General features: G+C 64.5%; 23 protein-coding genes and 1 pseudogene. 15 read left to right on the top strand and 9 right to left on the bottom strand.

Annotated elements, in window-relative coordinates; genetic code table 11:
- Nucleotides 1–4 precede the first annotated feature (4 nt).
- A pseudogene (locus F7R11_RS24580) lies at nucleotides 5–196 on the bottom strand (amidohydrolase); the annotation flags it as partial.
- A 206-nt stretch (nucleotides 197–402) separates the two neighbouring features.
- On the opposite strand from F7R11_RS24580, the gene F7R11_RS24575 reads away from it, so the two are divergent.
- Entirely contained in the window at nucleotides 403–735 is a 333-nt protein-coding gene (locus F7R11_RS24575) for a CREC-EF hand family protein (RefSeq protein ID WP_021197605.1), read from the top strand.
- Nucleotides 736–941: 206 nt separating this feature from the next.
- Entirely contained in the window at nucleotides 942–2,060 is a 1,119-nt protein-coding gene (locus F7R11_RS24570) for a 3-deoxy-7-phosphoheptulonate synthase (protein ID WP_064809031.1), read from the top strand.
- Nucleotides 2,061–2,159: 99 nt separating this feature from the next.
- Here F7R11_RS24570 and F7R11_RS24565 read toward each other — a convergent pair whose 3' ends face one another.
- Nucleotides 2,160–3,548 (bottom strand): aminotransferase-like domain-containing protein, encoded by a 1,389-nt coding sequence (locus tag F7R11_RS24565; protein ID WP_390624415.1) that lies wholly within the window; start codon nucleotides 3,546–3,548, stop codon nucleotides 2,160–2,162.
- A gap of 213 nt (nucleotides 3,549–3,761) precedes the next feature.
- Between F7R11_RS24565 and cyoA the strand changes: the two genes are divergently transcribed.
- From cyoA to F7R11_RS24525, 8 genes are all read left to right on the top strand, one after another.
- Nucleotides 3,762–4,757 (top strand): ubiquinol oxidase subunit II, encoded by a 996-nt coding sequence (gene cyoA, locus F7R11_RS24560; RefSeq protein ID WP_082932914.1) that lies wholly within the window; start codon nucleotides 3,762–3,764, stop codon nucleotides 4,755–4,757.
- 3 nt (nucleotides 4,758–4,760) lie between these two features.
- Nucleotides 4,761–6,737 (top strand): cytochrome o ubiquinol oxidase subunit I, encoded by a 1,977-nt coding sequence (gene cyoB / locus F7R11_RS24555; protein WP_064807095.1) that lies wholly within the window; start codon nucleotides 4,761–4,763, stop codon nucleotides 6,735–6,737.
- Nucleotides 6,738–6,739: 2 nt separating this feature from the next.
- On the top strand, nucleotides 6,740–7,378 hold the full coding sequence (cyoC, locus tag F7R11_RS24550; RefSeq protein ID WP_021197610.1) for a cytochrome o ubiquinol oxidase subunit III: 639 nt from the start codon (nucleotides 6,740–6,742) through the stop codon (nucleotides 7,376–7,378).
- Nucleotides 7,375–7,761 (top strand): cytochrome o ubiquinol oxidase subunit IV, encoded by a 387-nt coding sequence (gene cyoD / locus F7R11_RS24545; RefSeq protein WP_064807098.1) that lies wholly within the window; start codon nucleotides 7,375–7,377, stop codon nucleotides 7,759–7,761. The genes cyoC and cyoD overlap by 4 nt, the downstream gene beginning before the upstream one ends.
- 234 nt (nucleotides 7,762–7,995) lie before the next feature.
- Nucleotides 7,996–9,078 carry an ABC transporter substrate-binding protein gene (locus F7R11_RS24540; protein ID WP_064807100.1) on the top strand — a complete coding sequence of 361 codons (1,083 nt, stop codon included), beginning with the start codon at nucleotides 7,996–7,998 and terminating at the stop codon, nucleotides 9,076–9,078.
- Between the two features lie 10 nt (nucleotides 9,079–9,088).
- On the top strand, nucleotides 9,089–10,003 hold the full coding sequence (locus F7R11_RS24535; RefSeq protein WP_064807103.1) for an ABC transporter ATP-binding protein: 915 nt from the start codon (nucleotides 9,089–9,091) through the stop codon (nucleotides 10,001–10,003).
- Nucleotides 10,000–10,788: an ABC transporter permease gene (locus F7R11_RS24530; RefSeq protein ID WP_049286292.1), complete on the top strand. Its 789-nt coding sequence runs from the start codon at nucleotides 10,000–10,002 to the stop codon at nucleotides 10,786–10,788. The genes F7R11_RS24535 and F7R11_RS24530 overlap by 4 nt, the downstream gene beginning before the upstream one ends.
- Nucleotides 10,789–10,834: 46 nt before the next feature.
- Nucleotides 10,835–11,761: a type 2 periplasmic-binding domain-containing protein gene (locus F7R11_RS24525; RefSeq protein ID WP_238500916.1), complete on the top strand. Its 927-nt coding sequence runs from the start codon at nucleotides 10,835–10,837 to the stop codon at nucleotides 11,759–11,761.
- Nucleotides 11,762–11,783: 22 nt separating this feature from the next.
- Here F7R11_RS24525 and F7R11_RS24520 read toward each other — a convergent pair whose 3' ends face one another.
- From F7R11_RS24520 to F7R11_RS24510, 3 genes are read right to left on the bottom strand one after another with little or no spacing between them, the layout of a single operon-like run.
- Complete coding sequence (locus tag F7R11_RS24520) at nucleotides 11,784–12,428, bottom strand: methionine ABC transporter permease (protein WP_021197616.1); 645 nt, start codon at nucleotides 12,426–12,428, stop codon at nucleotides 11,784–11,786.
- Nucleotides 12,421–13,284 (bottom strand): methionine ABC transporter ATP-binding protein, encoded by an 864-nt coding sequence (locus tag F7R11_RS24515; protein ID WP_390624414.1) that lies wholly within the window; start codon nucleotides 13,282–13,284, stop codon nucleotides 12,421–12,423. Before F7R11_RS24515 ends, F7R11_RS24520 begins: the two co-directional genes overlap by 8 nt.
- Before the next feature lie 44 nt (nucleotides 13,285–13,328).
- Nucleotides 13,329–14,150, bottom strand: coding sequence for a MetQ/NlpA family ABC transporter substrate-binding protein (locus F7R11_RS24510; RefSeq protein WP_048935476.1), 822 nt, complete (start codon nucleotides 14,148–14,150; stop codon nucleotides 13,329–13,331).
- A gap of 216 nt (nucleotides 14,151–14,366) precedes the next feature.
- Here F7R11_RS24510 and F7R11_RS24505 point away from each other — a divergent pair, with 216 nt between their 5' ends.
- The 5 genes from F7R11_RS24505 to F7R11_RS24485 all read left to right on the top strand — a co-directional run bounded on the left by F7R11_RS24505 (nucleotide 14,367) and on the right by F7R11_RS24485 (nucleotide 20,359).
- Nucleotides 14,367–15,710, top strand: coding sequence for an LLM class flavin-dependent oxidoreductase (locus tag F7R11_RS24505; RefSeq protein ID WP_064807111.1), 1,344 nt, complete (start codon nucleotides 14,367–14,369; stop codon nucleotides 15,708–15,710).
- A gap of 65 nt (nucleotides 15,711–15,775) precedes the next feature.
- Nucleotides 15,776–16,993 (top strand): acyl-CoA dehydrogenase family protein, encoded by a 1,218-nt coding sequence (locus F7R11_RS24500; protein WP_064807113.1) that lies wholly within the window; start codon nucleotides 15,776–15,778, stop codon nucleotides 16,991–16,993.
- Nucleotides 16,994–17,015: 22 nt separating this feature from the next.
- Nucleotides 17,016–18,371 (top strand): LLM class flavin-dependent oxidoreductase, encoded by a 1,356-nt coding sequence (locus tag F7R11_RS24495; RefSeq protein ID WP_064807117.1) that lies wholly within the window; start codon nucleotides 17,016–17,018, stop codon nucleotides 18,369–18,371.
- Nucleotides 18,372–18,546: 175 nt separating this feature from the next.
- Nucleotides 18,547–19,545 (top strand): fatty acid desaturase, encoded by a 999-nt coding sequence (locus tag F7R11_RS24490; protein WP_064807119.1) that lies wholly within the window; start codon nucleotides 18,547–18,549, stop codon nucleotides 19,543–19,545.
- The gene (locus F7R11_RS24485; RefSeq protein ID WP_244199220.1) at nucleotides 19,523–20,359 is read left to right on the top strand and encodes a phosphate/phosphite/phosphonate ABC transporter substrate-binding protein; all 837 of its coding nucleotides are present in this window, start codon (nucleotides 19,523–19,525) and stop codon (nucleotides 20,357–20,359) included. The genes F7R11_RS24490 and F7R11_RS24485 overlap by 23 nt, the downstream gene beginning before the upstream one ends.
- 172 nt (nucleotides 20,360–20,531) lie before the next feature.
- Here F7R11_RS24485 and F7R11_RS24480 read toward each other — a convergent pair whose 3' ends face one another.
- The 4 genes from F7R11_RS24480 to F7R11_RS24465 form a co-directional block, all read right to left on the bottom strand.
- The gene (locus tag F7R11_RS24480; protein WP_082932916.1) at nucleotides 20,532–21,011 is read right to left on the bottom strand and encodes a GtrA family protein; all 480 of its coding nucleotides are present in this window, start codon (nucleotides 21,009–21,011) and stop codon (nucleotides 20,532–20,534) included.
- Between the two features lie 364 nt (nucleotides 21,012–21,375).
- Complete coding sequence (locus tag F7R11_RS24475) at nucleotides 21,376–22,524, bottom strand: sigma-54 interaction domain-containing protein (RefSeq protein WP_064807124.1); 1,149 nt, start codon at nucleotides 22,522–22,524, stop codon at nucleotides 21,376–21,378.
- 24 nt (nucleotides 22,525–22,548) lie between these two features.
- The gene (locus F7R11_RS24470; protein WP_064807125.1) at nucleotides 22,549–23,751 is read right to left on the bottom strand and encodes an acyl-CoA dehydrogenase family protein; all 1,203 of its coding nucleotides are present in this window, start codon (nucleotides 23,749–23,751) and stop codon (nucleotides 22,549–22,551) included.
- Between the two features lie 29 nt (nucleotides 23,752–23,780).
- Nucleotides 23,781–24,557, bottom strand: coding sequence for an ABC transporter ATP-binding protein (locus F7R11_RS24465; RefSeq protein WP_064807126.1), 777 nt, complete (start codon nucleotides 24,555–24,557; stop codon nucleotides 23,781–23,783).
- Between the last annotated feature and the right edge of the window lie 3 nt (nucleotides 24,558–24,560).

Here is a 24,560-nt window from a genome sequence, read left to right as displayed (position 1 = left end):
AACCTCAGCCCCGCGCCAGGTACCGCTCCACCAGCCTCACCCAGTACGTCGCGCCCAACGCCAGCAGCTCGTCGTTGAAGTCGTAGCTCGGGTTGTGCAGCATGCAGGGACCTAAACCGTGGCCTTGCTCGCGGTGGTCGCCATCACCGTTGCCGATGAAAGCGAAGCAACCCGGCTTCTCAAGCAGCATGAACGCTTTGAGGCAGCCCTCCGAGTTATCCGTTGGGGCCCACTTTGAGAACGGATACAGGATTCGCCGTTATCGAATAGCGCATCTGACGGTTGGCGTTATCCCCCACGTGACCTAGAGTGAACTTGGCCCCGCGAGAGCTTGGCGTCGCGGCATCACTGGAATGGCAAGGCGGCCGGGGCCAACACAACAATCCTTGAGGAGATCGAACCATGATTCTGCGTAAGTCCTGTGTCGGCCTGGCCATCATGGCGGCGTTCGTGTGCGCAAGTGCGACGGCGCAACAGCAAACTGAACAAGAACCTATGAAATGGAGTATCAAGGAGGCGAAGGCCAAAATCGCCGAACGTTTCAAGGCGGCCGATACGAATCACGATGGCAAGCTGACGCGCGAGGAGGCCAAGGAGGGTATGCCGCGCGTCTATGAGAATTTCGACAAGATCGACATCAGAAAGCGTGGCTATGTCACGCAGCGCCAAATCGGTGCCTACTGGTCGAAGGTCTCTGGGGCGCAGGAGCAGAAGGACAATCCCGTCTGGAACTGATAGCGGTACCAGCATTTGAGCAAGCGGCCTGGTGGTTGGGTGATCAGGCCGCGCTCGATACCCAAGCGTCTAGCGCGCAGTAGACGACAAGCCCCGACAGCACTCCGAGCCGGTCATCGTGTCGTTCAGTTAAGCATTGTCATCCCATCTGCCGTCAATTTCCTGCACCATGCGGGGTAATAGAAATGACGCAACAGGTGGCGACGATGATCCGTATCGATAATCCCCAGCACGACCAAGAGGTTGGGGTGGCAGATGCCACCCAGGACACGACCCGTATCGACGATGTCCGGATTGGTGCGGTCCGGCCGCTCATTTCTCCGGCGCTTCTACTCGATGAACTGCCTGTTTCGCCCGATGTGCAAGCCCATGTCGAGGTGAGTCGAGCGGCCATCACCAACGTTCTGCAAGGCCGGGATGAACGCCTGATCGCTGTGGTGGGTCCGTGTTCGATCCACGATCACGACCAGGCCATCGAGTACGCGCATCGGCTGAAAGCGGCAGCACAGCGCCTGCGCGACGATCTGCTGATCGTCATGCGCGTGTACTTTGAAAAACCGCGCACAACCGTTGGCTGGAAGGGCTATATCAACGATCCGCGGCTCGATGGCAGTTTTCGCATCAATGAGGGGCTGCGCCGCGCGCGTGAACTCCTACTCGAGATCAATGCGCTGGGGCTGCCCGTTGCCACCGAGTTTCTTGATTTGCTGAGTCCGCAGTACATCGCAGACCTGATTGCATGGGGTGCGATTGGGGCGCGAACGACTGAAAGCCAGAGCCATCGGCAGCTTGCTTCCGGGCTGAGTTGCCCTATCGGATTCAAGAACGGCACAGATGGTGGCGTCCAGATCGCGGCGGACGCGATTCTGGCCGCGCGCGCCAGCCACTCGTTCATGGGCATGACGAAGATGGGCATGGCCGCGATTTTCGAGACGCGCGGCAACAACGATGCTCACGTCATTCTTCGCGGTGGGAAGACGGGGCCGAACTATGATGCGGCAGCGGTTGAAGACTGCTGCAAGGTGCTCCGGACGGTTGGGCTGCGTGAGCAGGTGATGGTGGATTGCTCGCATGCAAATTCCGGGAAGTCGCACGCACGTCAAGTTGGCGTGGGTCGTGACGTGGCGCATCAACTGTCTTCAGGGGAGCGGCGCATCATCGGCGTCATGATCGAGAGCCATCTGGAAGAGGGGCGCCAGGACCTGAAACCCGGCGTACCGCTGCAGCATGGCGTGTCGATTACCGATGCCTGCCTTGGCTGGTCTCAGACGGAACCGCTGCTGGAGGAGCTTGCCGCGGCGGTGCGGGTACGGCGGGGTTGCTAACCGCTGTACGTTGCCACGCAGACGTGCGCGAGCTGCGCGTCTGCGTTGCCGATAAGCGCGTGCTGGAAGTCTTGCAAGGGCACGTTGCTTGACGAGCGGTTAGACCACGACTTGGTGATAGGCGGGCCTGCGCTCGAGCAGCGTCGCGAGTTTGCGGAGCGCAAGCGACAGTTCGGCCTTGTCCTGTACGCCGCCCAGGGAAATGCGAATCGCATTGGGCGGCGTCGGGCCGTTGTAGAAGACATCCGACGGCGTTACCCGCAGGGCCTCCGCCAAGGCGGCTTTGGTCAACTGTTCCGCCGACCAGTGATCGGGAAGCGTGTGCCAGACGTGGATGCCCGTCGGTGGCAGTTGCCCGATGCCGCTTAACCACCGGTTTGCAATGTCTTGCCGTGCGCGGGCTTCGGTGCGGATGCCTTCGAGCAGTGTCTGCGCCGAGCCGTCGTGGATCCATTGCGTCGACAAGGCCACGGCCAGCGGCATGGACATGAGCGCGAACGAGCGCAGCGCGGCAAGGAACCCCTCGCCGGTGACCCCATCTTCGGGCAACAGCACGTAGGCGGTGCGCAAGCCTGGGCTCAGTGTTTTCGACAGCGTCGCCACGTAGCAGGTCAGTTCGGGCGCAATGCTGGCGATGGGCGGCGGTGCGTCCGTCGATAGCAGCCAGTAGGGGTCGTCCTCGATGATCCGCGCCTTGTATTTCGCCGCGACCCGCGCGAGTTCCTTGCGGCGCGACATCGGCATGGTGTGGGTGGTCGGGTTCTGCATGGTCGGGTTCAGGTAGATCAGCCTGACGCCACCAGCGCATGCGGCCGCCAGCGCGTCCGGCCGCATCCCGGCGGCATCGCACTCGATGGCCACCACCTTGCGATCGAGCTGCAGCGCTGCCGAGCGCAGCCCGGGGTAGGCGAGGGGCTCGGCCGCGATGCCATTCCCAGGGCGCGTCAGGCTCTGGATGAGCGCGGCAAGCGCCGCCTGCGCTCCTGGGCACACCACGACTCTGGACGGTTCGACCGGGCCCATCATCTGCCCGAGCCAGCGCGCACCCGCGACCCGGTCTGCAGGGCTCCCGCCGCCCAGGTGATACGTCATCAGCAGATGCGGGTCACTGCGCAGCAGGACCTGGGAGAGCCCGCGACGCAGCATGTCGTCAAAGTCGACCTGCGCGGGCGGGGGCGGTACGTTCATGCTCATGTCGACCACGGCGGCAAGCTCGGCCCGTGGCGCGGCGATGAAGGTGCCGAGCGCGCCTTTGGCGTCGACCAGGTTGCGCCGCTTGGCCTCGGCATACGCCCGTGTGACGGTGGTCAGGTCGACGCCAAGCGTCTTGGCCAGATCGCGCTGCGGCGGCACGCGGTCGCCCGGTCGCAATCGTCCGTCACCAATGGCCTGCTCGATGTAATTGACGATCTGCTGATACCGGGCTCCACGCCCTGGGGTGATTCGCAATGCCCATTGCCCCGTGGGAGCATCAGCCGCATCTTGCATGGATTTCATTGCTGAAAATTACGTTCTTGTATGGGTTTTGTCTTCGATTAGCATGCCAGACATCGCCACAGGAATCCATACATTCAGCGGTATCAGCATCAGCAGGGCGCCCAGCTGCAATTCACGATTGCGGGCAAGCGCAGCCAGTGCGTGTACGTGAATCTTCCGGAGTAGGGATGCCTGGTGGCGGGTCACAACTCAGGTCATCCGAAGATGCACAACTCGATCGCTTGGCGCACAGGCGAGCCCCCCAGTCCTGCGCGCGCCTCAAGACAGGCTTTGACATCCCCGCGCCGGTTCGGCGCACTCGCGCTCGGCATCCTGGCGAGCACGCTCATGAGCGGATGCACGCTCGAACTGCTGTCGCCCAAGGGCAGCGTTGGTGAGCAGGAAAAAACGCTGATCCTGGTCTCGCTGGGCGTGATGCTGCTGGTGGTCATTCCGGTCATCGTGCTCACGCTGTGGTTTGCCTGGCGGTACCGCGAGTCCAACACACGCGCCACCTACGCGCCCAAGTGGTCGCATTCGACGGCGATTGAAGTGGTGGTGTGGGGCATCCCATGCCTGATCGTCGCCTGCCTGGGCGTGCTGATCTGGGACACCACGCACAAGCTGGATCCGTACCAGCCGCTTGCCGCGCAGGTCGAGCCGGTTGAGGTGGACGTCATTGCGCTGAACTGGAAGTGGCTGTTCATCTATCCGCAGTACGGCGTGGCGTCGCTCAACGAGTTGGCCATCCCGACCGGTACGCCGATCAATTTCCGCCTGACGTCGGAATCGATGATGAACGCGTTCTTCGTGCCACAGCTCGGCAGCATGGTCTACACCATGGCCGGTATGCAGACGCGTCTGCATCTGATTGCCGATCACCCCGGCACCTACCTCGGCCAGTCTGCTGCCTACAGCGGCGCGGGCTTCTCCGACATGCACTTCAAGACGCTCGCCACCTCGCGCGCGGAGTTCGATGCGTGGGTCAGCCGGGCGAAGGCCACCGGCAAGGTGCTCGACCGCAACGCCTATCGCACGCTCGAACAACCCAGCAGCAAAGACCCGGTCACGCTGTATGGCGCTGTCGCCCCCCGGCTGTTCGACGGTGTCGTCGACAAATACATGCTGGCCAACGGCCAGGTCTGCCGCGCAGATGGCGCCGAAGCACTGCTGGCCGCCAGGCCCGCCGTGCCGGCATCCGTCTCCCGCACGGAGCAATAAGTCATGCTAGGAAAGCTCAATCTTCAAGCCATCCCACTGCACGAGCCCATCATCATGGTGGTGATGGTTGCTGTGCTGCTCGGGGGTGCCGCACTGGTGGCGGCCATCACGTACTTCGGCAAATGGAAGTACCTGTGGACCGAATGGATCTGCTCGGTCGACCACAAGAAGATCGGCGTCATGTACATCATCATGGCGCTGATCATGCTGCTGCGCGGCTTTGCCGATGCCATCATGATGCGCGCCCAGCAGGCCATCGCCTACGGCGACGCCGCGGGCTACCTGCCGCCGCACCACTACGACCAGATCTTCACCGCGCACGGCGTGATCATGATCTTCTTCGTGGCCACGCCGCTGGTGCTCGGCCTGATGAACGTGATCGTGCCGCTGCAGATCGGCGCGCGCGACGTGGCCTTCCCGTTCGTCAATTCGCTGAGCTTCTGGCTCTCGGCCATGGGCGCGGTGCTGGTCATGCTGTCGATGTTCGTGGGCGATTTTGCCGCGACGGGGTGGGTGGCCTATCCGCCGTTGTCGGAACTGGGATACAGCCCGACACCCGGGGTCGACTACTACATCTGGTCATTGCAGATATCCGGCCTGGGCACCACGCTCACCGGCATCAACTTCATCGTCACCATCCTGCGCATGCGCGCCCCGACGATGGGACTGATGAAGATGCCGGTGTTCACCTGGACGGCGCTGATCACCAACATCCTGATCCTGGCGATCTTCCCGGTGCTGACCGCCACGCTCGCGCTGCTCACGGCTGACCGCGTGCTCGGCATGCACTTCTTCACCAACGAGCTGGGCGGCAACGCCATGATGTACGTGAACCTGATCTGGGTGTGGGGACACCCCGAGGTCTACGTGCTGATCCTGCCGGCGTTCGGCGCCTTCTCGGAGATCATCGCCACGTTCTCGCGCAAGCCGCTGTTCGGCTACAAGTCGATGGTGTACGCCACCTCGTCGATCGGCGTGCTGTCGTTCTTCGTGTGGCTGCACCACTTCTTCACCATGGGCTCGGGGGCCAACGTCAACGCCTTCTTCGGGATCATGACGTCGATCATCTCGATCCCCACCGGCGTGAAGCTATTCAACTGGCTCTTCACGATGTATCGCGGCCGCATCCGCTATCACTCCGCAACGCTGTGGACCATCGGCTTCATGGTGACGTTTGCCGTGGGCGGCATGACCGGCGTGCTGCTGGCCGTGCCCGGTGCCGACTTCGTGCTGCACAACAGCCTGTTCCTGGTGGCGCACTTCCACAACGTGATCATCGGCGGCGTCGTGTTCGGCTGCCTGGCCGGGATCAGCTTCTGGTTCCCGAAGGTGTTCGGTTTCACGCTCAACGAGCGCTGGGGCAAGATTTCGTTCTGGTGCTGGCTGGTGGGCTTCTTCCTGGCCTTCATGCCGTTGTACGTGCTCGGCTTCAAGGGCATGACGCGCCGGATGAACCACTATGCCAATGTCGACTGGCATCCGTACCTCGTGGTGGCGCTGGTGGGCGCGGCTGTCATCGGCATGGGCATTCTCGCCATGCTGGTGCAACTGGTGGTGAGCATTCGTGACCGCCACCAGAACCGCGACCTCACCGGTGACCCTTGGGATGCCCGCAGCCTGGAGTGGTCGACCGCCTCGCCTGCACCGTTCTACAACTTTGCGCATGTCCCGACCATCACGTCACTCGAACAGCACTGGGACGACAAGGAATCCGGCAAGGCCTGGAAGCAGCCGGACCGCTACGAAGACATCCATATGCCGTGCAACACGGCGTCGGGCTTCATCGTCTCGTGCTTCGGCCTGCTGCTGAGCTTCGCGGTGGTCTGGCACATGTGGGCGATTGCGATTGCCGGCCTGGTCGGTGCCATCGCGACCTTCATCCTGCGCAGCTACGACCGCGACACCGACTACTACGTGCCGGCCGCCGAGGTCGAGCGCATCGAGCGCGCCCGCTACGTCCAACTGCAGAACGCTGCCTGAACATGACTGCTTCACTCGCCCCCAACGTCGGCGCGGCCGGGCAGGGCACCGCCCACACCCACGCGCACGATCACGCCCATCACGACGCCAGCACAAACACCACGCTGGGCTTCTGGCTGTACCTGATGAGCGACTGCCTGATCTTCGCCGTGCTGTTCGCCACCTTCGGCGTGCTGTCGGAGAGCACCGCCGGCGGCCCCAGCGGACGCCAGCTATTCGAGCTGCCCTTTGTGTTTGCCGAAACCATGCTGCTGCTGGTCAGCAGTTTCACCTTCGGCGTCGCCATGCTCGACCAGAGCGAGGCTGCCCGCGGTCGCGTGGTCCGCTGGCTGCTGGCCACCTTCGTGCTGGGCGCAGCCTTTGTCGGCATGGAGCTGTACGAGTTCAACCACCTGCTGCATGAGGGTGCCGGCCCCGGTGTGAGCGCGTATCTGTCGGCGTTCTTCACGCTGGTTGGCACGCATGGTTTGCACGTGTCGTTCGGTCTGCTGTGGATCCTCGTGATGGTTCACCAGGTGCAGCGCTTCGGTCTGGACAGTGTCACGCGCCGGCGGCTGGCATGCCTGAGCCTGTTCTGGCACTTCCTGGATCTGGTCTGGATCTGTGTGTTTACCTTCGTCTACCTCCGGGAGTTCGCATGAGCACGTCCCAACTGCATGCCGCTCACGTGCTGCATGCCGATACGCCTGCCGTGCACGGCAGCCTGCGCAGCTACATCTTCGGGCTGATCCTGTCCATCGCCATGACCGCCGCAGCGTTCGGCGTAGTCATGTACGGTGGGCTGTCGTCAGCCACGACCATGGCCGCGATCGTCGGGCTGTGTGTGGCGCAACTGCTGGTCCAGTTGGCGTTCTTCCTGCACCTGGGGTTCAAGCCGGGCCAGCGTAGCAACGCCGGCATCTTCATCTGCACGGCGCTGCTGATCGTGATCGTGGTCGCCGGGTCGCTATGGGTGATGCACAACGCCAACCTCAACATGATGCCGACCAACATGTCAGTCGAGCGGGCGCGCGCGAAGGATTGATTGAGAGCGCGGAAGGAGGGGAGAGGTCACTGCGTGTCTAGCTTTCTCGGCATGCGCAAACCGCGCTGCCGAACTTAAGCAGGAGCATTGCGGGATGCGCGCGCATAAGCCCATGCTTTTTCCTTCGTTGGCGCACACACAGGTTTCCCCAATACTAAGTCGTCGCGTCTTGCGGCGCGTTGAGGGATTGGCGTGCCGTTAGCTCCTTGCACGTCAAACTCGATAGAACCTCCGATGTCATTCCGCGCTCCCCAACGCACTTCGCGCCGCCGTGCGCTCAAGCAGCTTGCTTCCCTTGCCGCGTTGGGCGGCGCAGGTCTGGGGCTGATGGCCTGTTCGCGCAGTGGCGATGGGTCGGCCGATAAGTCAGTTGGTGTTTCGGGTGGCGGTCCTGCTGTCATCAAGCAGGCGGGTGACAAGATCCGCTTCAAATATCCGGACAACCCGTCGTTCGACCTGATCTACCTGGCCGATCAACTGGGTTACTTCGATGGCACCAACACGCGCCCCAACTACATCGGCAAGGTGGCTGCGCCGCAGATCATCCCGCTGGTCGGTACCGGCGAGATCGACTTTGGCTCGCGCATGGTGCCCCTGGTGATCTCCGCCTATGCCAGCGGTGCCGATATCAAGGTCGTGGCCGCCGGCGGCAAGACGCTGGAAGAAGCGCCGCACATGAAGTACTTCGTGCGCAAGGATTCCGGCATCCGCCAGCCCAAGGACCTGGAAGGCAAGACCATCGGTTTCAACAGCTTTGGCGCGTGCGCCGAATTTGTGACCAAGACCTTCCTGCGGCAGAAGGGCGTGGACGTCAATAAGGTCAACTTCGTGGTCATCCCGGACGACCAGGCCGAACAGACGCTGGTGTCCGGCAATACCGATCTCGCCATCATCCATGCGCCGTTCTCGGGCCGTGCGGACCACGCGCCCAACCTCGTGCGCCTATGGAGTGACTACGATCTCGACCGTGGTCTGGGTGGTATGTCGCCGTACAGCGCGCACGGCAAGTTCATCCGCGAGCAGCCCGAGGCGGTGCGCGACGTGGTGACGGCGCTGGCCAAGGCCGGCAACTGGGTTAACGCCAACCCGGAAGACGCGCGCAAGCTGGTCTCGCAGCGCATCAAGCTGGAGCTGCCGTTTGTCGATCGCTTCGCCTATGTGGACGACCTCGTCATCACCGAGCCGCCGATCCAGTACTACATCGACGTGCTGGAGCGCGAAGGCAAGCTCGCAAAGGGCAAGGTGGCCGCGCGCGACATCTACACCAACCAGTTCAACCCCTACGCGACCGGCGCTGCCGCATCCGCAAAAGCCTGAGGGTGCCGTCATGAGCAGCAAGATCGTGGCCCGTGGCGTGCGCATGGACTACACCGTGCGCAACGACGCAGGGCAGACGGAAGAGGTTGCCGTGCTGCGCGATTTCGACCTCGACGTCCGAGACGGCGAGTTCCTCTCGGTACTGGGGCCTTCGGGCTGTGGCAAATCGACTTTTCTCAGCATTCTGGCGGGGCTGACTGAGCGCACCGGCGGCAACATCCGCATCGACGGCCAGGCACTGGCGGGCATCAACCCGCATCAGGGTGTGGTGTTCCAGGGCTATGCGCTGTTTCCGTGGCGCACGGTGCTGGAGAACATCGAAGTCGGCCTGGAGATCCGCGGTGTGCCCAAGGCGGAGCGCCGCCGCATCGCGCAGGAGCATCTTGAGCTGGTCGGCCTGACCGGTGCCGGTGCGCGCTATCCGCACGAGATCTCGGGCGGCATGAAGCAGCGCGTGGCGATTGCCCGCTCCCTGGCCTACAAGCCCGACGTACTGCTGATGGACGAGCCGTTTGCTGCGCTTGACGCGCAAACGCGCGAGATCCTGCAGGGCGAGCTGCTGCGCATCTGGGAGCGATACCGCAAGACCATCGTGTTCATCACCCACAGCCTGGATGAGGCGATCTTCCTGTCGGACCGCATTGCTGTCATGACGCGGCGCCCCGGTACCGTCAAGCAGATTCTGGACGTGCCGCTGCCGCGTCCGCGCCTGCCGGAGTTGCGCAATTCCGAGGCCTTCGTCGCGCTGCGCCAGCAGGCGTGGGACATCCTCAAAGACGAAGTGCAGTTCGCCAACCCGAGTACCACGCCGCGCCCACTGGGTGCCACGGCTGACCCACGCGAGCGCGCCGAAGGCGAAGTGGTACATCGCCCCACGCAACACGACACCCCTGGCGAGACCGCCATACCGGAGGCAGCACGATGAGCGCGCGACGATTGGCTGTCCGCCTGGGCGATCGGGCACTCGGCCTGGCCGGCGTGATCGGGTTCCTGCTGCTCTGGGAGTTGGTGCCGCGACTGGGTATCGTGAGCGACGCCTACCTGAGCCCACCCTCGCAGGTGGCCGATGCCATCTGGCAGCTTGCGCACAGCGGCGCGTTGCTCAAGCACGTGGCGGCCAGCCTGCAGCGCTCGTTGTGGGGGCTGTTGCTGGCGATTGGGCTGGGCGTGACGCTGGGCTTGCTGATGGGCTGGTTTACGCGCTTTGAAGCCATCGTCGATCCGATCCTCCAGCTTTTCCGGCAGACCTCCGCGTTTGCGTTGTTTCCGGTGTTCATTCTCTTTCTGGGCATTGGCGAGCTGTCGAAGGTGGCCATCATCTTCTGGGCGTCGTTCTGGCCGGTGTTGCTGAGCACGATTGGCGGGGTGCGCCAGGTGGACAAGCTGCTGATTCATTCGGCCCGGTCGATGGGGGCGTCGAACCTGTTCGTGTTCCGCAAGGTGGTGTTGCCCTCGGCCACGCCGTCGATCTTTACCGGCATCCGGCTGGCAGGCACGTATTGCGTAACTGCCCTGGTGGCGGCCGAGATGATCGGCGCGCATTCCGGGCTAGGCTTCCTGACGCTGAACTCGCAGGAGGTGTTCCAGATTCCGACGATGTACGCGGGCATTCTGCTGCTGGCCTTGCTCGGGCTGGTGCTGAACACCATCCTGGCGCGGATCGAGCGGCGTCTGACCCGCTGGCGCAAGGGGCTGACGCTCAATGCCTGAGCCGGCGCAAGCATGGCGCCGGCCAGCTTTGGCGGGCGGTGCACGCGTGCCGTCCAAGCGGCGCCGGTTGCTGGCGGCCGCAGCCGTGGCTGTTGCTGCAACAGGCGCGCTGGCATGGTTCTGTGTGCCGGTCCTCATCCACGATGCGCCCCACGTGCCCGAGCGTTTGCCGGCGCCTGTACAGGCGTGGCTGGCGCAACATCAACCCGAGCCTGACTGGACGGCGCTGCCGCTCGGCCCCGCGTTGCGCGAGGCACAACGCCGCGGCGAGTTGGTGGTTGCCGTGCGCGCCTACGCACGCCCTGCGCCGCCCGGCGTGCCAACGCCCCTCGAGCCTGACAATTTCGATGCGGATCTGGCGCGCACGCTGGCCCAGCACTTGCAGCTCAGGCTGCGGCTGATCGGCGTGCCGGCGGATCGCCCTCTGCCAGGCGATGCCCCTGTCGATCTGGTGATGGCCGGCGCTGGCGCCGCGCCGGCGGCATGGCAGCCGGTGCCCACCGCCTATACCGGCGGGCAGGGCGCGCTGGTGGTGTTGCGCAACACAGCGTATCGAACCACCGACGATCTACATGGGCGCGGTGTCTGCGTCCCCCAGGGCAGCCTGTACGCGGCGGCGCTGGTTGCGCGCTATGGCGCTGTGCCTCAGGCATACCCATCGGCCATTCGCGCCATCTGGGCATTTTTGTCGGGCGACTGCCAGGCGCTGGCCGATGACGAGCGCGTGCTTGAGCGGCTGGTGCGGTTGCCCGAATGGCGCTTCTACCGGACGCTGGAGCAGGGCGTGGCGCCCGACAATGGCCAAGCGCAGATCGCCCTACGTAGTCCGGACCCCGTCTCAGCCGCGTATCTCGACCAGGCCGTGCGCTTCTGGAAGACCAGTGGTGCGCTGGCCCAGGCGCGCGAACAGCGCGCGGGCGATATCGTCTTTGAGGTGGCGCAACTGCAGGATGGCCTGGTCTGCCACAACTAGGTTTGGGCCGGCTGGGGCCCGGTCAAAGACGATGATCGAACCGGCGTGCCAGGCGTTCCCCGCCCAGTTGCACCAGCGTCACCAGCACAATCAGGATGGCGATCACGTTGAACATGACCGCGGTTTCGTAGCGCTCATAGCCGTAGCGGATGGCCAGGTCGCCCAGGCCGCCTGCGCCAACGGCGCCGGCCATGGCAGAAGCGCCGATCATGGCGATGACCGTGACGGTCGCGCCGCCAACAAGGGCCGGTAGCGCCTCGGGCAACAGCACATGGCGCACGATGTGCCAACGGCGGCAGCCCATGGCACGTGCAGCCTCCACCAGGCCATGATCGACCTCGTTCAGCCCCACTTGCGAAACGCGTGCGAAGAACGGGATCAGATGGGCGCTCAGCGGCACCACCGCTGCCCAGGTGCCCATCGTGGTGCCGACAATCAGCCGCGTGACCGGCAGCATGGCCACCAGCAGGATGATGAACGGGATCGAGCGGAAGGTATTGACCAGCACTGACAGCGTCCGATGCAGGCGGGGCCGTGGCCGCAGACCGCCCGGCGCCGTTAGCGTGAGCACGATGGCCAGCGTCAGGCCAACGACAAAGACCACCAGGCATGCACTGCTGACCATCAGCAGCGTCTCGCCCAGTGCGCGCAGGTATTTTTCAAGCATGGGCGTAGGTGCGTTCGGATCGGTCTTGTGGGTGCGTGTGCGTGGTCCGCACAACCGATGCGTTGTCGGCTGAAGCGGCCCATCGTTGGCGCAACGGGCGCAGCAGCGCCAGCGTGGCTTCGGCTTGGGGTGCGGCAAAGACGTGGTGGACGGTGCCGTGTTCGACCACGCGGCCGTGATCGAGCACCAGCACGCGATCGCAAGCATCGCGGATCACCGCCATATCGTGCGTAACCAGCACCACCGTCAGTGCAAGGCGGTGGTTGATGTCGCGCAGCAGCGCCAGGATCTGCTCCGTGGTCTCGGGGTCCAAGGCGGACGTGGCCTCGTCGCACAGCAGGATCTCTGGCCGATGCACGAGCGCACGGGCGATGCCCACGCGCTGCTTCTGGCCGCCCGACAACTTGGCCGGATAGACGTGTGTCTTGTCTGAGAGGCCGACCAGATCAAGCAGCTCCGTGACGCGAGCGGCGATGGCATCGCGCGGCACGCCTGCCACGCGCAGGGGCAGGGCCACGTTCTCGAACACGGTCTTGGCCGAGAGCAGGTTGAAATGCTGAAAGATCATGCCGATGCGACGGCGCAGCGTGACCAGGCCGTCTTCATCCAGGGCGCCGATATCGGCACCGTCGATGCGGACCTGCCCTGCATCGGGGCGCTCGAGCATGTTGATCGTGCGCAGCAGCGTCGATTTGCCCGCGCCGCTGCGCCCGATGATGCCGAATACCTCGCCGCGGGCAATGTTGAACGAGATGCCATCGAGTGCCAGTGCACTCGCCCCGGGATACGTCTTGTCGACACGCTCGAATGTGATGTGCGGCGGGCGGTCTGGCAATGCGGTGAGATGCGTCACGATGCTGGCTCTGCGAAAGGCGGCCGGGCGTGCCCCCGGCCCTGGTTTCAAAACGCCGGGATCACCGAGCCTTGATACTTGCTCAGGATGAACTGCCGGACCTCTTCCGACTGATAGGCCTTCACCAGCGGTGCCACCCACGGGGCGTTCTTGTCCTGCTCGCGCACGACAATGATGTTCACGTATGGGTTGTGCTCCTTCTTCTCCACCGCAATGCCGTCGCGTGTGGCAATCAGGCCGGCCTGGTAGGCAAAGGTGTTGACGATGGCGGCGGTATCCACGTCCGGCAATGAGCGCGCCAGCACCACCGAGGCGCTCTCCACCCATTCGAGCTTCTTCGGATTGGCGGTCACGTCAGCCAGCGTTGCCGTGCCGGTATACGGGTCGAAGCCGTCGCGCAGCTTGATCAGGCCGTGGTCACGCAGGATGACGAGCGCGCGGGTCTGGTTGCTCGGGTCATTCGGCAGGCCGATACGTGCGCCGACCGGCAACGCCTCGAGCGACTTGTATTTGCGCGAATAGAAGGCGATGGGCGAGATGAGCGTATTGCCCACCGTCGCCAGCTTGTAGCCGCGCTGCTTGATCTGGTCGCGCAGGAATGGGATGTGCTGGAACGCGTTGGCATCCAGGTCACCGTTGTTGAGCGCCTCGTTCGGGCTGGCCGTGCCGGTGATGACAATGGGCTGCACCTTGAGCCCCTGCTTCTCGGCCACGCGGGTCACCACTTCCCAGATTTCTTCATCAACACCGCCGCGCACGCCGACCTTGATCGGCTTGTCAGCCGCCAGTGCGGGACCGGCCCCGAGGGTGATGGCGGCCATAGTGGCCATCGTGGCCAGGAGTGCTTGGAGGAGCGAGCGTCGTTTCATGGTGATGGTGATGGCGATGTTCTGGACAAGGAAGCGAGTTGCCAGTCTAGGGTCGGGCGGTCTGATGGGTCCAAGAACAAAACCGAGCTTGCAAATTCATCGGATGCGGCTGCCCCGGGGCGCGTGGGCAATCCGCATATCGAACCAAGGATTGCTTCGTTAGCGCTGTGCGGCAGGGCCGGTAAGGTGACCGCTTGTCCATAAGCGGAGCACGCCGTGAGCGACTCGCACGTCCGCCAGCTGCACCTGAACGTCAACATCCTGCACTCCGGGTTTGTGCCGTCTGCCTGGCGGCTTGCCGAGAGTGACCCTGCTGCGTTTGTCGATGTGCAGCACTATGTGAACGTGGCGCGGATTGCGGAATCCGCCAAGTTTGATGCCGTGTTCCTGGCCGACAACGCGGCCATCGTCGATCAGATCCATTTCCGGCCCATCACCGCGCTGGAGCCGACTGTGCTGCTGGCCAGCATTGCGGCGGCGACCACGCACATCGGCCTGATCGGCACGGCCTCCACCAGCTACAACGAGCCTTACAACATCGCCCGGCGCTTTGCCACGCTCGATCACGTGAGTGGCGGGCGTGCGGGCTGGAACGTGGTCACAACGGCGGATCTGCCATCGGCACGCAACTTCGGTCTGGATGCCGTGCCGGACCATGCCGAACGCTACGCGCGTGCAGATGAGTTCACGGGCGTCGTCAAGGCGCTCTGGAACAGCTGGGCAGACGATGCCTTTGTCGGCGACAAGGCCGGCGGGCGCTTCGTGGATGCGAACAAGGTGCAGCCGCTTGCCCATCGTGGCGCGTTCTTCCGCGTGCATGGGCCGCTGAACCTGCCGCGTTCGGCGCAAGGGCATCCGGTGCTCGTCCAGGCCGGTGCTTCGTCGGATGGCCGCGAACTGGCGGCGCGTCATGCCGAGGCGGTGTTCTCGGCGGCGCAGAGCTTTGACGAGGCGCTGGCTTACGCGCACGGCCTCAAGGCACGCGCGCAGGCACTGGGGCGCGGTGCGGAGGCGATCCGCGTGCTGCCGGGCCTGACCACCATCCTCGGCGCCACCGAGGCGCAGGCACGCGCGCGGCGCGATCAACTGGTCGACCTGATCCCGTGGGACTACAGCCTCACGCGCTTGGCCGGCATCCTCGGTATTCCCGTGGATCGCCTCCAGCTCGACGCGCGCCTGCCAGACGATCTGCCGCTGCCCAACAACGGCAATGGCAATCACACGTTCTTTACCGTCACGCTGGCCCTGGCGCGCAAGCAGGGGCTGACCGTGCGCGCGCTCATCCGCGAACTGGCCGGCGGCGGTGGGCACCGTGTCCTGGTCGGCACGCCCGAGCAGATCGCAGACGAGATCGAACACTGGTTCCGCCATGGCGCGGCCGATGGCTTCAACCTGATGCCCGACGCGCTGCCCGGCGGGCTGCAGGATTTTGTCGATGGGGTTGTGCCCATCCTGCAGCGGCGCGGGATCTTCCGCACCGACTACGCAGGCCGGACTCTACGCGAACACTTCGGGTTGGCGCGGCCAGCCAGTCAGGCGGAGACACGCGCTGCCGCATAGGCGCATAGCCGCTGGGCACGTTCGTTGTGCCCCGTTTCCAGATCAACCCGCATCGTTTTGACCTTATGAACACACCACGCGATCTCCATCTCCATCACCGGCTTCAGGATGCCATTGCCGCGTTGCCGGCCCTGGCCGAGCGCATCGGTGAAGATGCCGCCGCGCGCGAGGTGCGGCGTGTATTGCCATACGAGGGCTTCGCGCGTTTTCGCGAGTCTGGGCTGGGTTTGCTGCGTATTCCTGCGGAGTGGGGCGGGCTCGGTGGGTCCCTCGTCAATCTGTTCGAGACGATTACCACGCTGGCTGCGCACGAATCGAACGTGGCCCACGCGCTGCGCATCCACTACGACCTGACGGAGGTGATCCGCCTGTCGCCGCTCACGGCGTTCCACCAGACGCAGCTCGATCGGCTGCTGGCCGGCGCCATCTTTGGCGGTGGCTCTACCGAGCGCGGTACGTCGCGCCCGGGGGAGATCACCACCACGCTCCAGCGCGATGGCGAGCACTACCGCCTGAGCGGCCGCAAGTACTACACCACCGGCACGGCATTTGCCGACTATGGCCGTTTCAACGTGCACGACGAGGCGGGCGCCGATCTGCAGATCATCATTCCCGTGGCGCGCACGGGGGTGCAGGTGGTCGATGACTGGGATGGCATGGGCCAGCGCATGACCGCCAGCGGCAGCATCGTGTTCGATCACGTGCAGGTGCTGGCCGACGAGGTGGCCCCGCGCATCGCCAGCACGCTGGTCGGCCGCCATACGGGTGCGCTGCGCCAGTTGCACCTCGTGGCTGTGGCGGCCGGCATCGTGCGCAATGTGGTGGCCGATGCGCAGCGGTATGTGGTCAATCACGGGCGGCCAGTGCTGCACAGCCCCGCCCCTACGGCGCGCGACGACCACTTCATCCAGCAGGTGGTGGGCGACCTGGCGGCCCACAGCCATGCCATCGATGCCCTGGTGCGTGAGAACGCGCGCGTGCTGGATCGCTTGTCCGAAGCCATCCGCCATGATGCAGCCGACGCCGACGCGCTGGTGCTGGAAGGCGCGCTGGCCACAGCAAAGACACAGTTGGTGGTGAGCAAGCTGGCACTGCATGCCGCGCAGCAATTGTTCGAAGCCGGCGGCGCCTCGATGACCGCGCGCACGCACAACTTCGACCGGCACTGGCGCAACCTGCGCACGATCTTCAACCACAACCCGTTGCTGCACAAGGCGCGCGTGGTAGGTGCCTACCACCTGACCGGCGAGACGCAGCACCTGAAGGAAGGCCGCATTTTCTGAACTGTCGATCGGGAGACTGTCCATGGCACAACGCACTGACCAACTGCGCCTTGGCGCGTTCCTGTACCCAGGCGGACACCATATTGCCGCCTGGCGACATCCCGATACCCAAGCCAACGCCGGCATCGACTTCCGGCACTACGTTACGCTGGCGCGTGCTGCCGAGGCCGCCAAGTTCGATTTGATCTTCCTGGCCGACGGCGTGGGCACCCGCGGGGACGATGTGGCCTTCCTGAGCCGAACGGCCCATAGCTACCAAGCCCAGTTTGAGCCGATCACGCTGCTGTCGGCGCTGGCGGCAGTGACGGAGCGCATCGGACTCGTCGGTACGGCCTCGACCAGCTTCAACGAGCCCTACCATGTCGCCCGCAAGTTCGCATCGCTCGATCACATCTCCGGCGGCCGGGCAGGGTGGAACCTGGTCACTTCGTCCAGCGAGTACGAAGCACTCAACTTCAACCGGGACCACCACTTCGCGCATGCCGAGCGCTACCAGCGCGCGGAAGAGTTTGCCGATGTGGTGACGGGCCTGTGGGACAGCTGGGACGACGATGCCTTTCTGTACGACAAGGCGGGCGGCCAGTTCTACGATCCGTCGCGCCGACATGTGCTGGGGCACAAGGGCGCGCACTTCAGCGTGCGCGGGCCGCTCAACGTGGCCCGCACGCCACAGGGGCATCCGGTTGTGGTGCAGGCGGGCTCTTCCGAACCCGGCAAGGAGCTTGCCGCCCGCAGCGGTGAGGTTGTGTTCACCGCACAGCAGACGCTCGCCGATGCCGTCGCGTTCTACGCCGATCTGAAGGGCCGGCTAGCCCGATATGGGCGCTCGCCCGACGATCTGAAAATCATGCCGGGGGTGTTTCCGGTGGTGGGGCGCAGTGAGAGCGAGGCGCGCGAGAAGTTCGAGGCACTGCAATCGCTGATCGATCCGGTGGTCGGCCTGGCACTCGTTTCCGGGCTGACGGGCGTCAACCTGTCGGGCTATCCGCTCGATGGCCCGATTCCAGAGCTGCAGGCAACGAACGGCAGCAAGAGCCGGCAGGCGCTGATGCTCGACCTTGCGCGGCGCGAGCAGCTCACCATTCGCCAGCTCTACCAACGCGTGGCAGGCGCGCGCGGCCACTGGCAGGTGATTGGCACGCCAGAGCAGATTGCCGATGCGTTGGAAGAGCGCTTCCTGGCGCATGGCGCAGATGGCTACAACGTCATGGCGCCCATCCTGCCCGGTGGGCTGACCGACTTCATCGAACTCGTACTGCCCGAACTGCGCCGGCGCAACCTGTTCCGCAGTGAATACGCTGGCACGACCCTGCGCGAGCACTTGGGGCTGCGTCGCCCCGAGCATCCCGCACGGGCCCAGGCGCAGCAGGTGGCCTGAGCCGCAGATGCGCTCCACGTCACGGTAAAGAACCGTTCCAAGGAATCAAAGACGTTTTCAGGCGCCATGTGCGCTGGGCTGCAGCACCACATATCGTTATCGGCAATCGTTCGTTCCGGTCGTGCAGGGTGGGCACGTAATCTGTGCCTTCATTCCACAGCGCGAGCTCACATGCATGGCCACTTACCTTGACGACCGACAGCGCGCGGAGCTTGCGCATGCCGCCCGTCACTGGGTTTGGCGCACAGAATTGCCGACATGGTTGCTGATCGCAGTGGTGTATTCGGCTTGGTTTGGCGTTGCCACACATGCGCGCCAACTTGGGTTGCCGCTGGCCTGTGTGCTGCTGACGCTCTGCACCACGTGGTACCTGTCGTTGCAGCATGAGCTGCTGCACGGCCACCCGACACGCTTGCCGTGGCTCAATGCGTTGCTGGGCGCCGCGCCGCTCGGCATCTGGCTGCCGTATGGTCTGTACCGGCGCTTGCATCTGCAGCACCACGAGGCTGAACTGACGCATCCCGATACCGACCCGGAGAGCTACTTTCTCTACGCTGTCGATTGGCATGCCGCCAGCCCGGCGACGCGCAAGCTGTATGCCGTACGCAATACGCTGGCGGGGCGGATGCTGCTGCAGCCCGCGTTCTCGATCCTGGCCGTGGCTGCCGATGCCTTCGCAACGCTGCGCGCAGGTGATGGGCGCGACAGGTGCATGTGGATCGCCCATGGGCTCGCGGTGGTAGCACTGCTGACTTGGCTGCAGACGTCTTGCGGCATGCCGGCGTGGCTGGTGCTGGTGGGCGTGGCTTACCCGGCGCTGTCGCTGGCGGCGATCCGTTCCTTCCAGGAGCATCGCGCCGGCGGTGCCCACGCAACCAGCAGCGTGATCAACGAAGCCGGGCTGGCGTGGCGGCTGCTCTTCCTCAACAACAACTACCACCTTGTGCATCACGACCTGCCTTGCGTACCCTGGTTTGCATTGGCGTGGGTCTACCGCCGCCGTGCCGGCGACTACCTCGCGCGCAACGGCGGGTTCCATGTGCGCGGTTACTGGGAATGGCTGAGCCGCTATGCGTTGCGCGCAGCAGCGCCGGTCGCGCATCCGTTGTTCCATGGCCCGACCGACCGGTATACCTACGCGGCACATCCTGATGGTGACTATGGCAAAGCTTGAGCGCTGGGCCGCGGCCCTCCCGATGTACAACGTGTCGCCCGCGTTGCGGGACGATTGGTCCATGCTGATCGAGCGCACTGCCCAGGCATTGGGCCGCGGCAGTGCCCCCGTGATGCTGGACACCGTGGACCCTGGCGACGGCCCCGATGCGCTGCACGCGTTTTGGCGGCGCGACGACATGTTGCTCTCACAGACGTGCGGCTATCCGCTGATCCGTGGGCTGGCATCGCAGGTGCGGTTGATCGGCACGCCGCGATTTGCGGTGCCCGGCTGCCACCATGAGGAGTACAGCAGCGCGCTCGTGGTGCGAGCAAAAGATGGCCCCACCACGTTGGCCGCATGCCGGGGCGCGCGCGCCGCCTGCAACAGCCTCGATTCGCACAGCGGGATGAACGCGCTGCGGCACGCTGTGGCACCGCTGGTGCGCGGCGGGCGGTTCTTCGGCGCCGTGGTGCATACGGGCTCGCACCTGCGGTCGCTGGCGGCTGTGGCGAGTGACGAGGCCGACGTTGCGGCCATCGATTGCGTGACGTTGGCCTTTGCTGCAGAGCACAGGCCGGAACTGGTGGCGGGGCTTCGGCAGATCGGCTCGACACGGCGGGTGGCCGGCCTGCCGTTCATCGCATCGCGCCGAGCCGAAGATGCACTGGTGGCACGCGTGAGGCAGGCAATGTGCGAGGCCTTGCAAGATGACGCCGGCCTGCGCGCGCGGCTGCGGCTGGAAGACATCGTGCCAAGCACGATGGCGCACTACCGGCCCATCGCCGTGATGGCGCGTGAGGCACGCATGCGCGGGTATGGCGAATTGAACTGAGGCTTTCGCAGGTTGCGCCATGTAGCCGAGTTACGTGGTCGATACCGCGCCTCGCTTGGCGGGCGTTTGGCTCTGTCAGGCCAGCCATACGGTCAGGACGGGCGCAGTTCTAGCGGATCGCGCGGCCGCAGACAGTACTGGAAGTCAGCAATGCCACCCAGCATCGCCAGAGTCATAGTGATAGGGCTTCAAAGTGCTCGAGCGGGTCGCTGAGCGCCGAAATCGGCGACGAAGGCAGTGTCGTGCTGAGCGCCACGCCATCGCGGAAGGTCCAGTACCGGTGCGCAAGGAAGGCGAGCGTGGCCGACAGGGCGGAGGCACACATCTGGGCAACCAGGTAGTACAGGCCTAACCGCAGGGCGACTGCCATGATGGCGGCATTGCATCCCACGGCCATGACCGCCACCAGGGCAAAGCGAATCATCGCGTTCACGTGGCCGCGGGCGGTCTGAAAAACCGCGCGCCGGCTGATCACGTAGTAAAGCCCCGCACCGATCGCGTTACTGATGACGGAGGCACGCCAGACCGGTACGTTGGTGTGCACAAGCCCGAATAGGGTGGCGTAGTGCACCAGCGTCGCACCGCTGCCGAATCCGACATAGCGGACAAACTGCTGCGCCATGGCAAGAAGATGCTGCCGAGGGGTTTTCATGCGCGCGCTCCTGTTCCCGGATTCGGTGATTGCATCGTGCAATTCCTATACCAGGGGCAAGCACACGGCCAGAGAGGGGGCAGGGCGTACAACGGTGCCGCCAATGACGGCAGGATGGTGCGCGCAAGCAATGCACCATGCACGTTCGTGATGCATCGCATTGCCTGGAGTGCTCGGTTATCGTGCAACCGACCCCGCTAGCCTATGCCGACTCGCGTTGGCACATATTTCGCACGTGGCTCGACAACAAGCACATCCAGCTCCTGCACGGCGCATGCAGGAGCCCAACGCGTTACTGCTGAAACCGAGCTTCTAAGTCGATACCGCTGCGTTCTGATGTTCTGGTCTCTACGTTTTCACGTTGTCAGAGCTTGTCCTCGCAAACGGCCGATGCGGTAACAAGCGGGCCTCTGCGTGACGCACCAACTTCGCCCAACCGAACAAGACGGGCGCGGACGACGTTGCGGCTCACGCCGAGCAGGCGCGCGGCGTCACTCTGACTGTAGTGGCAATACCGGAACACCTCACGGAACAGGGCATCCTCGACAACCTGGTAGACATCGACCACGTTGGCATTGCAAAGCTGCTGGATGGCTTGTTGCAGCAGGCCAGCCTCATTGGCGGTGCCGGCCGTGGCCGACTGCGTGGGGGAACCGGCGGCAGTGTGGGCCGAGACTTGATGGGCCTGTACTGCGGGTGGGCTGGCAGGGCGATTCGACAGGCGCAGGGTGCCGGCGTCGATGATGTTTCCGTCGCACAGCAGCAGGGTCCGGTGGATGACGTTTTCGAGTTCGCGCACATTCCCGTGCCAGGGCGCGGCCGTCAGCAGGCGCTCGGCCTCGGGCGTGAGGCTTGCGCGCGGATGGCCCAGCCGCTTGCTGTAGAGATCGATGAAGTAGCGTGCGAGCGGGACGATGTCGCCAGGCCGTTCCTTGAGCGTGAGGACGTTGAGGCTGACTACGTTTAGCCGGTAGTAGAGATCCTTGCGAAAGCGTTTTTCCTGCACCAGCGTTTCCAGATCAACCGTGGTGGCCGCCACGATCCGCAGGTCGACCGGAATGGGCGTGCGCCCGCCCAGGCGTGTGATTTCGCGCTCCTGCAACACGCGCAGCAGCTTGTTCTGCACGGGCAGCGGCAGGTCATTGACCTCATCCAGAAAGATGGTGCCGCCGTTGGCCTGCTCAAACCAGCCGACCTGCGTGCCAAATGCACCTGCAAATGCACCGTTTTCGTGGCCGAACAACTCAGCGTCGACCAGCGCATCGGAAAACGCGCCGCAGCTCACCACCACGAAGGGCCCATCCTTGCGCGTGCTGTGGTTGTGCAGGTGGCGGGCGATCAGTTCTTTGCCCGTGCCGGTTTCGCCGGCAATGAGAACGGTGGCATCGCTCGGCGCCACCTGCTCGATTTCATCGAGCAGCGCCCGTGAGCGTGGGTCTTCAAAGATCCACGCCGGCGCGCTGGTCTGGGGCGCGCGGCCCAGCGGCGGAGGCCATACAGGGAACGTCGCCATGATTGCCCATGCAGTTCAGGAGTGTCAGGAATAGAAGGAAGGTTCCGGCAGCGCGCCGTTCAGGGCCCAGTCGCCAAGTTCGTGCAGCTTGTAGTCGACCGGGTCGTGCAGCGTTTGCGTGCGCAGGTTGCGCCAGAAGCGATCGAGCCGCAGCGCGCCGTGCGTGGCACGTGCACCGGTGGTCTCAAACATGCGGCTGCTTACCTCCAGCCCCACACGCGTGGCAGCCACCTTGGCCGTGGCCACGGCCACGGCCACGTGCCCACGTTCGTGTGCACTCAGCGCGGGGCCTTGCGCCCAGGCGTCATCGAACAGGGTGGCGGCCCGCTGTGCCAGCAGCCGTACGCTTTCCAGGCCGACAAAGAATTCACCATAGTGGGCCAGCGTGTATGGGTCCTGGCTGGCGCGTTCGGCACCGGAGCGGTGCCATGGCCGCGCTTCATGCAGCGTGTAGTGCCGGGCCTGCTCGAATGCACCTTCGCCCAACCCCAGGAACACGTGGACGAAAACAAGCTGAGCCAGCAACGGCCTGAGCGCAGAGAATGGCGTGGTCAGCGGCCCCGGATCGCGCAGCAGTTCGTTCTCTTCCACACGCACCTTTTCGAAGAGGGCGCTGCCGCTGTCGGTCTGGCGCTGGCCGAAGGCGTTCCAGTCGTCATTGATGGTGATGCCGGCGCGCGCGGTGGGCACCGCTGCAATGAGCAGCTTGCGGCTGTGCTCGTCCAGCCCCGAGGCGATCAGCATCTGCGAATCGAGCGCGCCGGAGCAGAAGCTCTTCTTGCCCGAGAACTCGTACCAACCATCGAACCGGCGCACGATGGTGCGGTCGTCCAGCGGGTTGAGCGCGTTGCCCCAGAACCAGTTCCTGCGCGCGGTCTGCTCATACCATGGCTCCCACTGGTCGGGCCGCGCGAACAGGCGCACGGTGGCCAGCAGCAGGTGGTGAAAGCCGTAGACATGAGCGATTGAGCTGTCTACCTTCGCAAACTCGCGCACGGTGTCGAGCGTCTCGGCCCAGGTGGCGCCTTGGCCGCCGTAGTGCTTGGGAATGGCCAGCGACAGCAGGCCGCTTTGCCGCAATGCGTTGCGTTCGGCCAGTGGCGTGCCGCCCGCAGCGTCACGTTCCACAGCCGTGTTTGCAAACTCGGCGGCGAGAGATTTGGCCGACTGCCGGATCGGCACCACCGGGGCTTTGGTTTCAGGAAAAATGACCGTCTCAGTCGTCATGAAAATTGGGAATACTGGGTAGAGGCCGGCTACGCCAGCGCCGGTGCGTGCCCGGCAACGTCACGGCCGAAATAGAAATGCTGGATGTCTTCGCGCTGGCGCAGTTCGTCGGCGCTACCTTCCAGCACTGCGATACCGGCCTCCAGCACGGTGGCGCGGTCTGCGTATTGCAGCGCCACCGTGGAGTTCTGCTCCGCCACCAGGATCGACAGGCCCTCGTCGCGGTTGAGTTGTCTCAGCCGCGCAAAAATGTCCTGCACCACCAGTGGCGCCAGACCCATTGACGGCTCGTCGAGCACCAGCAGGCGTGGGCGTGACATCAGTGCTCGACCAATGGCGGCCATCTGCTGCTCGCCGCCGGACGTGAGGCCTGCTGCCACTCGGCGCCGTTCCTGCAGGCGCGGAAAGATGGCGTACACCCGTTCCAGATCCACAGCCGTTTCTGCGCGCGAGGCACTGCGGCCCAGCGCCCCCGTGACGAGGTTGGCTTCGATCGACAGGTTGGGAAAGCAGCGCCGCCCCTCCAGCACCTGCACAAGCCCCAAGCGTACGAGCTGTGCGGGCGTGGTGCGCCCAACGTCGCGGCCATCGAAGCGGATGGTGCCGGCCGTGATCTGACCACGCTCAGCCGGCAGCAGATTGGAGACCGCTTTGAGCGTGGTCGACTTGCCTGCGCCGTTCGCGCCCAGCAGCGCATGTATCTCGCCGCGGCGCACGGTCAGGCTTACGTCATGCAGGGCGACGATGGCGTTCTGATAGGTCGCCTCCACGGCGTCCAGTTGTAGCAGCACGGCGGGATCGCTCATCGC

It is taken from the genome of Ralstonia insidiosa (assembly GCF_008801405.1).
Classification (GTDB): Bacteria; Pseudomonadota; Gammaproteobacteria; order Burkholderiales; family Burkholderiaceae; genus Ralstonia; species Ralstonia insidiosa.
Note: the sequence above shows the minus strand (reverse complement) of the source record. Positions and strands in the feature narration are given on the sequence as shown.

What these genes read in the sequence shown, in the direction of transcription:
- F7R11_RS24575 (WP_021197605.1), top strand. Translation starts at nt 403, where the DNA reads ATGATTCTGCGTAAGTCCTGTGTCGGCCTGGCCATCATGGCGGCGTTC.
- F7R11_RS24570 (WP_064809031.1), top strand. Translation starts at nt 942, where the DNA reads ATGATCCGTATCGATAATCCCCAGCACGACCAAGAGGTTGGGGTGGCA.
- F7R11_RS24565 (WP_390624415.1), bottom strand. Translation starts at nt 3,548, where the DNA reads ATGCAAGATGCGGCTGATGCTCCCACGGGGCAATGGGCATTGCGAATC.
- cyoA (WP_082932914.1), top strand. Translation starts at nt 3,762, where the DNA reads ATGCACAACTCGATCGCTTGGCGCACAGGCGAGCCCCCCAGTCCTGCG.
- cyoB (WP_064807095.1), top strand. Translation starts at nt 4,761, where the DNA reads ATGCTAGGAAAGCTCAATCTTCAAGCCATCCCACTGCACGAGCCCATC.
- cyoC (WP_021197610.1), top strand. Translation starts at nt 6,740, where the DNA reads ATGACTGCTTCACTCGCCCCCAACGTCGGCGCGGCCGGGCAGGGCACC.
- cyoD (WP_064807098.1), top strand. Translation starts at nt 7,375, where the DNA reads ATGAGCACGTCCCAACTGCATGCCGCTCACGTGCTGCATGCCGATACG.
- F7R11_RS24540 (WP_064807100.1), top strand. Translation starts at nt 7,996, where the DNA reads ATGTCATTCCGCGCTCCCCAACGCACTTCGCGCCGCCGTGCGCTCAAG.
- F7R11_RS24535 (WP_064807103.1), top strand. Translation starts at nt 9,089, where the DNA reads ATGAGCAGCAAGATCGTGGCCCGTGGCGTGCGCATGGACTACACCGTG.
- F7R11_RS24530 (WP_049286292.1), top strand. Translation starts at nt 10,000, where the DNA reads ATGAGCGCGCGACGATTGGCTGTCCGCCTGGGCGATCGGGCACTCGGC.
- F7R11_RS24520 (WP_021197616.1), bottom strand. Translation starts at nt 12,428, where the DNA reads ATGCTTGAAAAATACCTGCGCGCACTGGGCGAGACGCTGCTGATGGTC.
- F7R11_RS24510 (WP_048935476.1), bottom strand. Translation starts at nt 14,150, where the DNA reads ATGAAACGACGCTCGCTCCTCCAAGCACTCCTGGCCACGATGGCCACT.
- F7R11_RS24500 (WP_064807113.1), top strand. Translation starts at nt 15,776, where the DNA reads ATGAACACACCACGCGATCTCCATCTCCATCACCGGCTTCAGGATGCC.
- F7R11_RS24495 (WP_064807117.1), top strand. Translation starts at nt 17,016, where the DNA reads ATGGCACAACGCACTGACCAACTGCGCCTTGGCGCGTTCCTGTACCCA.
- F7R11_RS24490 (WP_064807119.1), top strand. Translation starts at nt 18,547, where the DNA reads ATGGCCACTTACCTTGACGACCGACAGCGCGCGGAGCTTGCGCATGCC.
- F7R11_RS24485 (WP_244199220.1), top strand. Translation starts at nt 19,523, where the DNA reads ATGGTGACTATGGCAAAGCTTGAGCGCTGGGCCGCGGCCCTCCCGATG.
- F7R11_RS24480 (WP_082932916.1), bottom strand. Translation starts at nt 21,011, where the DNA reads ATGAAAACCCCTCGGCAGCATCTTCTTGCCATGGCGCAGCAGTTTGTC.
- F7R11_RS24475 (WP_064807124.1), bottom strand. Translation starts at nt 22,524, where the DNA reads ATGGCGACGTTCCCTGTATGGCCTCCGCCGCTGGGCCGCGCGCCCCAG.
- F7R11_RS24470 (WP_064807125.1), bottom strand. Translation starts at nt 23,751, where the DNA reads ATGACGACTGAGACGGTCATTTTTCCTGAAACCAAAGCCCCGGTGGTG.
- F7R11_RS24465 (WP_064807126.1), bottom strand. Translation starts at nt 24,557, where the DNA reads ATGAGCGATCCCGCCGTGCTGCTACAACTGGACGCCGTGGAGGCGACC.